At 68.1% G+C, this 11,692-nt stretch carries 12 protein-coding genes; 10 read left to right on the top strand and 2 right to left on the bottom strand.

Translation table 11 applies throughout. The features are described 5' to 3' along the window. The first annotated feature begins 18 nt into the window (after nt 1-18). The 6 genes from RZ84_RS28740 to RZ84_RS28715 all read left to right on the top strand — a co-directional run bounded on the left by RZ84_RS28740 (nt 19) and on the right by RZ84_RS28715 (nt 6,661). Nucleotides 19-1,824, top strand: a complete 1,806-nt coding sequence (locus tag RZ84_RS28740; RefSeq protein WP_043267056.1) for a type IV secretory system conjugative DNA transfer family protein — start codon at nt 19-21, stop codon at nt 1,822-1,824. 139 nt (nt 1,825-1,963) lie between these two features. Then, the gene (locus RZ84_RS28735; protein WP_043267054.1) at nt 1,964-2,485 is read left to right on the top strand and encodes a hypothetical protein; all 522 of its coding nucleotides are present in this window, start codon (nt 1,964-1,966) and stop codon (nt 2,483-2,485) included. Between the two features lie 259 nt (nt 2,486-2,744). Next, nucleotides 2,745-3,293 carry a hypothetical protein gene (locus RZ84_RS28730; RefSeq protein WP_043267052.1) on the top strand — a complete coding sequence of 183 codons (549 nt, stop codon included), beginning with the start codon at nt 2,745-2,747 and terminating at the stop codon, nt 3,291-3,293. Between the two features lie 115 nt (nt 3,294-3,408). Beyond that, entirely contained in the window at nt 3,409-4,281 is an 873-nt protein-coding gene (locus RZ84_RS28725; RefSeq protein WP_078894297.1) for an adenine nucleotide alpha hydrolase family protein, read from the top strand. Beyond that, nucleotides 4,281-5,549, top strand: coding sequence for a DNA cytosine methyltransferase (locus RZ84_RS28720; protein ID WP_107068307.1), 1,269 nt, complete (start codon nt 4,281-4,283; stop codon nt 5,547-5,549). Before RZ84_RS28725 ends, RZ84_RS28720 begins: the two co-directional genes overlap by 1 nt. Then, entirely contained in the window at nt 5,549-6,661 is a 1,113-nt protein-coding gene (locus RZ84_RS28715; protein WP_043267048.1) for a DnaB-like helicase N-terminal domain-containing protein, read from the top strand. The genes RZ84_RS28720 and RZ84_RS28715 overlap by 1 nt, the downstream gene beginning before the upstream one ends. Nucleotides 6,662-6,905: 244 nt before the next feature. On the opposite strand, the gene RZ84_RS41860 is transcribed toward RZ84_RS28715, so the two are convergent. Continuing rightward, the gene (locus RZ84_RS41860) at nt 6,906-7,262 is read right to left on the bottom strand and encodes a hypothetical protein (protein ID WP_241777898.1); all 357 of its coding nucleotides are present in this window, start codon (nt 7,260-7,262) and stop codon (nt 6,906-6,908) included. Nucleotides 7,263-7,289: 27 nt separating this feature from the next. On the opposite strand from RZ84_RS41860, the gene RZ84_RS35250 reads away from it, so the two are divergent. Both RZ84_RS35250 and RZ84_RS28705 read left to right on the top strand, forming a co-directional pair. Continuing rightward, nucleotides 7,290-8,108, top strand: a complete 819-nt coding sequence (locus RZ84_RS35250; RefSeq protein ID WP_052230204.1) for a DUF317 domain-containing protein — start codon at nt 7,290-7,292, stop codon at nt 8,106-8,108. 35 nt (nt 8,109-8,143) lie between these two features. Further along, complete coding sequence (locus tag RZ84_RS28705) at nt 8,144-9,079, top strand: hypothetical protein (protein ID WP_241777897.1); 936 nt, start codon at nt 8,144-8,146, stop codon at nt 9,077-9,079. A gap of 193 nt (nt 9,080-9,272) precedes the next feature. Here the strand turns inward: RZ84_RS28705 and RZ84_RS28700 are convergent, their stop codons facing one another. Next, a complete protein-coding gene (locus RZ84_RS28700; protein WP_043267046.1) occupies nt 9,273-10,160 on the bottom strand; it encodes a DUF5655 domain-containing protein in 888 nt (295 codons plus the stop codon). A 96-nt stretch (nt 10,161-10,256) separates the two neighbouring features. Between RZ84_RS28700 and RZ84_RS28695 the strand changes: the two genes are divergently transcribed. Together RZ84_RS28695 and RZ84_RS28690 are read left to right on the top strand one after the other, a co-directional pair. Continuing rightward, nucleotides 10,257-10,520, top strand: coding sequence for a helix-turn-helix transcriptional regulator (locus RZ84_RS28695; RefSeq protein WP_043267044.1), 264 nt, complete (start codon nt 10,257-10,259; stop codon nt 10,518-10,520). An 849-nt stretch (nt 10,521-11,369) separates the two neighbouring features. Next, nucleotides 11,370-11,612, top strand: a complete 243-nt coding sequence (locus RZ84_RS28690; protein WP_043267043.1) for a DUF397 domain-containing protein — start codon at nt 11,370-11,372, stop codon at nt 11,610-11,612. Nucleotides 11,613-11,692: the final 80 nt, after the last annotated feature.

Below are 11,692 nucleotides of genomic sequence, written 5' to 3'. Positions count from 1 at the left end.
CCCTGTACGGACCCTCTTTTGCCCCAGCCCTCCAGCTCGCCCACTTCGAACACTGACGGTTACGACATAGCCTTCCGCGTCCTGCTCGGCGCCATCGCTACCGCCGTCCCCCTGTCCAACCTCGCCTGGCTCGGCGGCAACCTCACCACCTGGGCCACCGACTCCGGCCCCACCGCCCCCTACCAGCCCGTACAAGCCCTCCTGCACCCCGACCAGCTGTGGCCCCACCTGGACGAAACGTCCCGCCTGATCGGCACGCGCATCCTGCCCGGCGCCGTGTTGATCGCGCTCGGTATCACCGCCGCCGTGCTGTGGAAACGGCGCAAGGACGGCAGTAACGGGTGTAGGCAGCGCGTGGCCGGCACGGCAACGCACAAGGACATCGAATCGCTGATGTCCAAGGCCATTACCGCCAAGGCCCGCTCCCTGCGCCCGAGTTTGAAGGCCGTCAAGCACATCGATGCCAAGGACACCGGCATCCTGCTGGGCAACCTCCAGGGCACCAAGCGCGAGGTCCGCATGGGGTACGAGGACGTCGCCGTCGCGATCATGGCACCGCGCTCCGGCAAGACCACGTCGCTGGCGATCCCCTCCATCCTCAGCGCACCCGGCCCGGTCCTGCTCACCTCCAACAAGGCGGCCGGCGACGCGTATACGGCAACGCTCGAAGCTCGTGCGGCCGTGGGCCGGACGTGGTCGATGGACCCGCAGCAGATTGCCCATGCCGAACGCACCATGTGGTGGAACCCGCTGGCCGACGCCAAGACGCTGGAAGGAGCTGGGCGGCTGGCCGGGCACTTCCTCGCCGCCAGCGTGGATGCCAGTCAGCAGGGTGACTTCTGGTCCAAGGCCGGCAGCAACATCCTGAGCCAGTTGTTCCTCGCCGCCGCTCTGGACGAACGACCGATCACTGACGTGATGCAGTGGCTGGCGTTCCCTGCCGACCGCACCCCGCTGGACATCCTGCGCGACCACGGCCATGCCGCCGTCGCGGCACAGCTCAGGGGCACCGTCGAGGGTCCGCCGGAAACACGCGACGGCATCTACGAGACAGCCAGGCAATACGCCGCCGCCCTCCTCAACTCCGAGATCGCCGCGTGGGTGACCCCGCAGAAGGACGTACCGGAGTTCAAGCCCAGCGAGTTCGTGACCAGCATGGACACGCTGTACCTGCTCTCGAAGGACGGCGGAGGCGGCGGCTCGGCGATTATCGCGGCATGCGCGGACTCGGTCATGCGAGCCGCGACCGCACAGGCCGAACGCGCCGGCGGGCGCCTAGACCCCCCGCTGCTCGCGATCCTGGATGAGGCCGCCAACGTGTGCAAGATCAGCGACCTTCCGGCCCTGTACTCGCACCTGGGATCGCGCGGCATCATCCCGATCACGATCCTGCAGTCCTACCGCCAGGGCCAGTCAGTCTGGGGGGACCAGGGCATGGACTCGTTGTGGTCGGCCGCGACGATCAAGGTGATCGGCTCCGGTATCGACGACCCAGATTTCGCCGACAAGTTGAGCCGACTGATCGGCGATCGCGACGTGGAGACCACGTCAACCTCGCACTCCGAGTCGGGCAAGTCGACCTCGGTCAGTATGCGGCAGGAGCGGATCCTGCCTGCCGACGCGATCCGCGCCCTTCCCAAGGGCACCGCCCTGTGCCTGGCCACCGGCATGCGCGTCGCCACGCTCGACCTGCGCCCCTGGTATCGCGAGCCCGGCGCCGACAAACTGGCCGCCGCCTCCGACCGCGCCTCCCAGAGCATCACCACCCGCGCCATCGCCAAGGCCACACCGCCGAAGCAGTCCGACTTCGGCGAAGCCGCCTGATCACACGCCCTCTTTGTGATGCCGGTGCCCCGCCGAGACGCGCACGCCCTGCGGCGGGGCACCGACATCACCCGCCCCGACCTCAGACCATCCAGCCTGAGCTCGACCGCTCCGGCACCACTACCAACGGAGACGCCCTTTGTCCCTGTATGAGCCCATCGACCTGTTCGACATGACGTGCCGCGAAGCCCTCGACTCCGTCCTCACCGATATTCGCGCCCATCCGGTAGACGCCGGCCCCGACGGCTTCTTCACCGCCCTGCGCCATGTCGACATTCTGGGTTACCTCGCTTCGATGTTCACCGGTCACGCCCACCACGTCCTCGCCGGCGACATCCAGACCACCACCCCCTCCCAGGAAGCACTCGCATCAAGTCAGGCAGCGGCAACGATCGGCCGCGCCCTGGCCCACTACACCCAGGCATTGCCCGCCCTGGCCAAGGTGAGCGACCCGGTCAGCCACACCACCACCGTCGGCGCGCAGCTGGAAGCTCTCCCGCACCACACCGCCCTGCGCCGCCACCTCGACGCCGCGCAACGCACCCTCGACGAGGCACGGATCGCACTGGCCGACACCACACCGCGGCCCCCGAGTCGCACAGGATTGTCCGTCGCGAAACCCCCTGCACCGCCCAACGCAGCCCACGGCCACGGCCTGTAGCGCCGCAGTCCGCCTGTTCCCGCCTCAATCGGCGCAGCGCCACCCACACCACAGCCTTCACTGACCACCACGACATTGTCCTCGGCAGCTCCGACGACAGAACCGTCTGCCTCGCCGTCAACAGCGCCTTTCCCAGGCGCACCAGTCGGTCCGTCGGCCCGACCGGCAGTCCTACGCCGCCGACCGCCCCACCGGGGCTGCTGACCTGCCCATCGCTCGACGCCGTCGGACCTGACAACCGCTGCCTCTCCCCGTCCCTATGGAGGTCGCCACGACCACCGATGCGCTCACCCCGCACGACCTCGCCCGTGCCCTGGCCGCCGAGATCGATCCAGACGTCCCCACCCGCGACGTGATCGCAAGCTTCCGGCTGCGCCCCCAGGCAGGACCCCAGTTCGGCTACAAGTCCTGTGGCGGTCCCGTCCAAGCCCTCGCCCAGTCCCTGCACGCCCGGCTCTACGGGCTGCCGACCGACCCCGACCCCCTACCCACCGCCCTGGACGAACTCCTCCAGGCCACACGCACGGCCCAAGACAACGAACAGCAGGCAGCCGTGCTCGTCCAACTCGCCGAGCAGCTCCGCAACGCGGCCGAGATCATCAAGTGGGCCCAGTACAACGCGCACTGGCGCCAGTTGCCCGCCCCCGTCTTCGACAAGTTGAAGGCCGCCACCACCACCGTTCGACACCTGGCCGACGGGCTTGAGCAGACAAGCCCGGCCTTCGCCGCGCGCCCGGCGCCCGCCACGACGCCGCCCGCGACCCTCCCCACCACGCACGGCACCGGCACCACCCCGGCACGGCGCTGAATCTCCCCACTCCCGGCCACCGCCCGGCCATATCCGTTCACTGCGAGGAACCACCATTTCCACATCCCCCGCACTTCGATGCATTTCTCTAGGTGCCGGAATTCAATCCAGCGCCATGCTCGCCCTGTCCGCCAAGGGCATCCTCCCCAAGGTCGACTATGCCATTTTCGCTGACACAGGATGGGAACCCAGGGCCGTTTACGCCCACCTCGACCGCCTGGAGCGAGAAATAGCCGCACCAGCAGGCATACCCATCCTGCGCGTCTCCTCCGGGAACATCCGAAAGGACGCACTCGACCCAGATCACCGATTCGCTTCCATGCCGCTCTACATCCTGAATCAGGACGGCAAGCCCGGTATGACCCGGCGGCAATGCACAGGCGAATATAAAATAAAGCCAATTAAGAAGCAGGTGCGGGAACTTCTCGGCTACCCCTACCCCGCACGCATCCCACGCGACGTGTTCGTGGAGCAGTGGGTCGGCATCTCTACCGATGAATTCCACCGCGCCAAGGACGCGGACGTGAAGTACATGCGCAACCGGCATCCGCTCATCGACATGGGCTGGTCCCGCTCCGACTGCGTCCGCTATCTGACATCGCTCGGCCTGGCGGATACCCCGAAGTCGAGCTGCCTTGGTTGCCCGTTTCACGGCAACGCGCAGTGGCGCTACATCAGGGATAACTCGCCGTCGGAGTGGGCGGATGCCGTCGCCTTCGACGCGGCGATCCGCAAGGGCAATGCCCGCGCCAACGCCGCCGGTAATCGACTGCTCGGAGAGGCTTTCCTCCACCGCTCCCGCGTGCCACTGGACCAGGCTCCGATCGACCACGTCACCGCCGCCGAATGGGCCGCCCTCCAGACGGAACGCGGCAGCACTGACCAGGACCTGGAGGGGCTGGAGCAAGGCGTCATCGACGGCTGTTCCCCGTGGGCCTGCCGTGGTGAAGCCGAATTGATCCAGGACAGTTTCGGGCTGGCCTCTTGATAGTCCTGGACCTCTTTGCGGGTCCGGGTGGATGGAGCCACGCTCTGACCGTCCTCGGTGTACGGGATGTGGGCCTGGAGTGGGATGAATGGGCCTGCAAGACGCGTGCGGCAGTTGGACAGTTGACGATTCGCACGGACGTGGCGACGTACCCCGTCTGGCCGGTCCGCGGGAAAACCGCCGGGCTTATAGCGAGCCCTCCGTGCCAGGCGTGGTCGATGGCCGGCAAGCGCCTTGGCCTGGTGGACCGGCCTCTGGTCCACCAGGCGGTCGCCGACCTCGCTCAGGGCCGCGACACCCGCGAGCAGCTCCTCATCTGCTGCCGCGACGCGCGCTCCCTGTTGGCGGCCGAGCCGATGCGGTACTTGCACGCGCTCAACACGGTCGGTCAGCCGGAGTGGGTGGCCATGGAGGAGGTCCCTGACGTGCTGCCGCTGTGGCGCCAGTACGCGGCGATCCTGCGCACCTGGGGCTTCTCTGTGTGGGCCGGGATCCTCAATGCCGCCGATTACGGGGTTCCGCAGACCCGGAGGCGGGCGATTTTGCTCGCCTCCCGCACCCATACCGCCGAACCCCCGCCCCCCACGCATGCCAAGGTTGCTGAGCCGGAGAGCCTGTTCGGTCCCGGTCGCGCCCCATGGGTGACCATGGCGCAGGCCCTGGGCTGGGGTGCGACCGACCGCCCGGTCCCCACCGTGTGCGCCGGCGGCGGACCTGGTGGCGGCCCTGAGCCCTTCCCTTCCGGCGCCCGCAAGACTCTCGAAGGCGCCCGCGACCGCGGCACCTGGAAACCGCAGCCTCTCAACCCCGACAGCCAAGCGAAAACTCGCCGCCGGAACATGCGTTGGAACGAGCCAGGCGATGCCAGTGACCACCACGTTGGCGACGCGCCCGCTCACCTCCACGCGCCTGAAGGGCAACGCTGGTCGTGGTCGCTGCGCAGCAACAACCAGGCCAACGCCACGGTTCGCAGCCTGGACGAGCCCGCAGGCACGTTGTTCTTCGGTCATCGCGCCAACGAATGCACCTGGGTCGCCGAACCCGCGCACGACGGGAACGCGGACTGCCCGGCGCCGGACCCGATCCGGATCACCGCCCAGGAAGCCGGCCTCCTGCAGTCCTTCCCCGCCGACTACCCGTGGCAAGGCAACAAGGGGCAAGTCTTCAGCCAGATCGGCAACGCCGTTCCGCCCCGCCTCGCCGCACACCTGTTGGCCCCGCACGTGGGTGCGACGTTCAACCCCGACGACTTCACCTTGGCCGCCTAATGCCCCGCACCCCCGACCCTGACGAGGACGACCTCGACGCTCTCCCGCCGGTGCACTTCGCCGAGCAGGCCCTCCTCGGGGCCCTCCTCCTCGAACCCCACCGTCTCGACGAGGTGCCCCCGATCGACCCCGACTGCTTCTCCACCGCCGCGCACAGTGCCCTGTTCGCCGCGATCCGCTCCCTGCCCGCCCCCGACCCGGCCCAGCACACCCAGAACACCGACTGGTTGGAAAAGGTACTCACCACCGCCCAGGACCACGTCCGCGGGCTGAGCGCCTCCTACCTACACACCGTGATCCAGGTCTGCCCACGCCCCCGGCACGCACCCGCCTACGCGCGGATGATCGAAGCCGAGCACGCCCGCCGCACCCTACGCGCCGGCGCCCAGCGCCTCGCGCAAACCGCCCGTGACCTCACGCACCCACAGCCGGTCCCAACCACCCTCGCTGAAGCCGACGCCCTCACCGCCATCGTCGACCACCTCGCCGCGACGTTCCCGCCCCACCCCGGATCGCTGCCCCGCACACCCGCACCGACCCCGGCCGCCCCACACAACGGCGACGAAGCGGCTGAGGAGGAGCGGTTGCTGCTCGCCGCCGCAACGGCACACCCTCGCGATGTCGAGCAGATGCGCTGGCTGACCGCCGGCGACTTCACCCGCCCCCTGCACGGCGGGCTGTGGCAATCCGCGACCGCCCTGGCGCAGCGCCATGCTCCCGTCGACCCGGTCACCATCCTGTGGGAGGCCCAGCAGCGCGGCCTGCTCACCGCTGACACCGAACCAGCGGAACTGCTCGACCTGCTCGGGGCACCAGCCGTCGGCTCGCCGCACTATTGGGGCGAGCGCGTCCTGCAACACTCCCTCCTCGCCACAGCGCACCATGTGGCCCTGCGCATCGAGGCGTTCACCGACGACCCGGCGACCACCCCGTACCAGCTCGTCGTCGGCAGCCGCCGCGCCCTGGCCGACCTGGCTGCCGTGCGTACCCGCTGGCATCACGCCACCTCGCCCGCGCCAGCCCCCACGCACCAGCCCACTAGAGCTTCAGCCCCGCCTAGAGCCGGCCCACCGCGGACCACAGCTCCGTCACCCTCGCGTATCTCCCGCTGACCCCTTAATTCGCCGGTGACCGGGTCCTTGACCCGGTCACCGGCAGAAGCGAGCAGCCTGCCATGACGACACCCTCCACCGACCTGCACGTCCACCTCGACACGCACCCCGCGCACCCCAGTGCCGTGACCGCCTCCGTCACCGGCCCCCGACACCAGCTGGCCCACGCCTTCCTGACCGCTCGCGGCTTCGACGCCCTCGACGAGCACAATCTGGTCATGGCCCGCATCGACCACGAAGAGCCCTACTGGGCGGAAAAAGTCGCCCAAGCCTTGACTCTCGAAGGCATCACCACCGAGATCTCCCCCGGCTCCGTGAGGCGATCGACCAGGGGCGGACCGGGGCCACCAACCCCGCCCACGCGGGCACGCGCGAGGAAGTCCAGAAGGCCGCCAGCCAGGCCAACAACATCCACGACGACATCCGGCACGGCCGCCTCATCATCCACGGCCACGCCCATCGGGACGGCGACACGTTTGCCGTCGGCACCTACCGCGAAAGCGGCGAAAGCGTCTTCCTCCGCGGGGAAGACAACCTTCGGCACATCACCAACAGGTTCGACTCGCCTGGCGAAGCGCTCAGCGCCTTCGAACACGCCCACGACAACATGCGACCGGGTCCCGCGCCCATGACCGCCATGGAGCGCCAAGTCGCACAGGCCCGCAGCACACTCGCCGCACCTGCCGAACCGGAACAACCCGCACTCCGCACCGAGATAGAGGTCGTGCCCGCGTATGCCGCCGATGCAGGCGACCACGACGCCCTCCTCGACAACTTCCTCGACGCACGCGATGACTGGCAAAGGTGGCGCACCTGGGACGAGAACACCTCGATCGCCAACCACGAATCACTCACCCTGCGCGCCCTGTTCGACCACGACGCCGAAGGTCGCGACATCAAGTGGACCCTCGCCGCCTACGAAACGCCGGTCAGCGACCTTCTCTGGCACGGGACGGCGACCGCATCAACTCCAGCCGAGATCGTCAGCACCCTGCTGAACTCCCTGGCCACCGAGAACGCGTGGGGCCGCGGCCCGTCCACCCGCGTCACCGAGACCACCATCGCCGAGGCGACCCGCCCGCTCGCCGACGCGGGCTGGAAGCACACCATCGACGGGCGCTACATCATGTGGGAAGCCCCCGGCGCCGAGGCTGCCGGCGTGCAGTTCGACGCCTTCGCCGCCCAGCAGACCAACAGCCCCCTCCCCACGTGGACCGTCTGGGGCGGCCACGCCGTCCACCAGCCGAGCTGGGCACTCCAGCTGTCCGCACAGGCACCGGCAGCCCTGCTGCAGGACATCACCTTCGAAGTGGCCGAAGGGAACGGCCAACGACGCGTACGCCCAACGGCTCCTGACGGCCCAGCGCTCCGCGCCACGCAAGCCCCGGCCCCGGCCCGGGTGGCAGCATCACCACCAGCCGCCCTCCTTCCTGGACGACCCCGATGACCCCCTAACCTGCGCTGCGCCCGTGCACACGTGACGTGTCCGACGCCCGCTGCATAATCACCGGCATGAGTACGGATATCCCGCACGAAATCCTGGCCCAGGTGGAGCATTCGGTCCGCGAGTTCACCGACGCAGAAGGTGCACTCGCGGAAGCCGAGCAACGGCTCGACCTCGCGCAGCAGGACGTGCTGGAACAGGTCAGACAACTCCGTGAAGAGATGGAAGCCGTCCACGCCCCGCCCCTGATCGGCTTGCTGAGGCACTTGTACTGGCAGCAGCCCGGCATTCACTCCAGGGCGCTGGCCGAGGCCGCTGGTCTCACTCTCAACGACATGCTCACCGCGATCGGCCCCTGTCCGTCGGGCATCTTCTGCGCGGCCTGTGGGACGGAGCTGCTGCGCACAAGCCGCTCCTGGAGCCCACCCGGGCGATTCGGTCCGCCGCTCTGCCCGCAGTGCGCTGCACAGGCACAGCAGGACACGTCGCGGCGGTGGAACCTGCAGCAGTTGCGGGCGCGGATAGTCGCCGAGGCAACTGTGCCGGCGTCGGCCCGCGACTGGCAGGCGGCAACCACACTGGTGCTGGCCTACCCTCCGCTGTCCCCGCGAGTCGCGCGGGGCAGCAGTGCGGACCAGCAGACGGGGATCTGGCGCGGCTGGGAGAACGCCCGTGCCCTTCGCGACCGCCTTGTCCGTATGGCCGTCAACGCCGACGAGATCGTGGACATCCCCGCAACCCACGCCAAGCTGCTGATCTCCACCGCGTTCGTCGTTGCGGACTGGGACTCGGCTCGCACCCAAGACATCCTCGACCCGATCACGCACGAGCCGGTACTCGCACTGCTGACCCGCCTGAACATCGCCCTCCGGGACACCACCCAGGCCGCTGAGCAGCGGGCGGCAGCCGCGTACCCCGAAGGGTACGAACCGAGCGCGGAGGAAGTGGCCATGCTGTGGAACGGCACCCCATAGGCCCCAGCGGCACACACAACGGCACCACAGGCAGGGCGATACATAGCACGGGATCCCCGGTTAGCGAAACCGGGGATCCTCCGCACCATTGGTAGTCCACCGCCACCCCTGACCGTCCCGTCGAGAGGCAGCAGCACGACGACCACCCACAACTCCACACTCCCGCCCGGCCAGTGCCCCGGGCGAGAGTCCGCTACGCCGCGGCGTAGCTGAGGCGGAACAGGTCCTGGGCGCGCTCCAGGTCCCGCTCCGTACGAAGCTGCACCTCCAGGTCGCCCGTGCCGTGGTGGCCGAGCCCCGTCACATCCCGGGTAAAGCCGGGAACGAGGTCGACCCCCTGCGGGTCCGCCTTGAGGTAGACGAGGAGCTTGGTCTGCTGCGGCAGGCAGACACAGGCAAAGTTCCGCAGCCGCTGGTAGGCGCGGTACTGCTTGCGCTGGACCCGGGTGATGCCGTCCCCGACACCAAGCAGAGCCTCGTCAACGGCCGCGGCCAGCTCCACCATCGCGCCGTCCTGCCTTCGGCCAGTCGGCAGCCCGGCCGCGTGCCGACGGCCTCGCCTGGCGGCGGCCGACTGCCCAGTGACCGAGGCCACGGTCTCAAGGCCGACGTGGTCCTTGCCGAAGTACCGGTAGCGGACCAGGTCGATACTGCGCCGGTGCTCGCGCACGGCGTGCGCGTCGTAGCGGGTGAAGTCGCCGGCGACGCAGATCAGCCGGGGTGCGCTCCACAGGATCTGGGACGCGGCCGGGGCCCCGAGCCGGTCGCGGACCAGGCTCCGGAAGGCATCCTTGTGGGCCACGAGCCACGCCATGTAGTAGAGGCCCTGATTGATCACCCCCGCGTCGGTGCCGCGCTTATATTCGACGATCACGGGTGCGAAATTCTCATCGATCCCGAGCGAGTCGATCCGTCCGCCGTCGACGCAGTCGATGACGTACTCGCTCGCCAGGAACCGGACGCCCAGCATCGTCTCCATGTGCGCCTCGATGAGGTCCTGTACATCCGCCTCGACCTCAGCAAGACGCGGCATGACCTCGCTCACGCCGCCCGCCGTGTTGAACAGCTTCAGACCCACCACTCCCCCTCCGTAATCACGGTGCCACACGGGAACGTCACAGAGTCCGGGGATATTTCCGCAGCCGAAGCCGTATTGAAAGGATCCGAAGAGTCAGACATGCACAGCCAGAACAACGTGATACCGGACATGGACGCCCAGTACAGCCCCTCGCGCATCCGCGCCACCTGGGCCGGAACTGGCAGCGTCGAGGACGCTTCCCGGGCCTTCGGGTTCTCAAGGGCGAAGGGCTACGACCTAGTCCGCCGCGGGGAATTCCCCTGCCGCGTGCTCCGCATCGGCCGCAGCACACGCGTCGTCACCGCGTCCCTGCTCCGCGTCCTCGACAGCGGCGAGCCGGAGTACAGCAATACCCACGCCTGACGCATCATCCAATGGCACGCCGGAGCAAACTGACAGGGCCCATCGCCTGTCCTGTCACGCGCGTGTCACGAACACCGTCGATGCACTGAGACACAAGGCCCCACCTGCGCAAACGGCACCGTCCTGGACCACGTAGACGTCAGAAGACGGTTTCGCCTACCTGGCTCTTATGAGCCGGCCCCGACATCGACAACCCCACATGGGACATCTCAGCCTCAACGCGCGCCCCCAGCAACCTGCTTGCCAATCTCGCCGAAACCCTCGCCCACGGAACCGGCACCCGCCATGTGACAGCCGCCCCCGCCGTGCGCAATCGCCGACTCAGCACTCTCCCGCCAGCAGCCCCAGCGACAACCGTTGGGCGCACAAGCAGACGCAACCTGTGACAGCTGGCGCGAAACGGGCCTCGATCGCCACCACGGAGTGCCCAGGAAGCGGATACGGACTGCACAACCGCATCGACCATGTGCTCTAGTCCACCTCGCCAGATCCACACCTGGGTTCCTGGGTAGGCGGCCCAGGCCGCGCAGCGCCGTCACATCCCCCGTTGATCTGGCCACCAAAGGCTCCAGCCAAACGTGATCAAGCTGGCCGACGTTCTGCGCCGGCCCGCGGCAGCGACGCGATCGGGGTCGAGAACCGCTCGATACTCCACGGACCAGCCGCCGTTCCGACGTCCATTCATTAAATATGACAGTCGGGCGTGAACTGCACTCTTTCGGGGACCTGCAACCCGGAACTGACCTTCGATAGCGTTTGCATAACGGTCGCCGTGCAATCCCATATGGGAATTGTGTCAGTCTGCGAAGGGCAGAAGTGGCGACAGGCCCAGGAAAGGAGAATGCACTGATGCCATTCAGGAACGGTGTTGCTGCTCGCGAGATCTCTGGTGTGACGTGGCAGAAGGCCAGCGCGAGCATCGGAAACGGTAACTGCGTCGAAGTCGCCGGGCTGCCCAACGGGGAGGTCGCGATCCGCAACTCTCGATTCCCAGGCGGACCGGCGCTCGTTTTCACTTCGGCGGAGTTGGCCGCCTTCATCGAGGGGGCCAAGAGTTCGGAATTCGACCACCTGACGGACGAGCAATCGTGACCGAGCGCTGATGTTCAGGCCATAGCTTGTGGTGACGGGCATATGCCAGACATGCTGAGGGCGTCCACCTGCCCCTTGCT

The sequence above is a fragment of the Streptomyces sp. CT34 genome (assembly GCF_000805335.1).
Classification (GTDB): Bacteria; Actinomycetota; Actinomycetes; order Streptomycetales; family Streptomycetaceae; genus Streptomyces.
The sequence above is the reverse complement of the archived record's forward strand: the minus strand, read 5'-3'. Positions and strand labels throughout refer to the sequence as shown.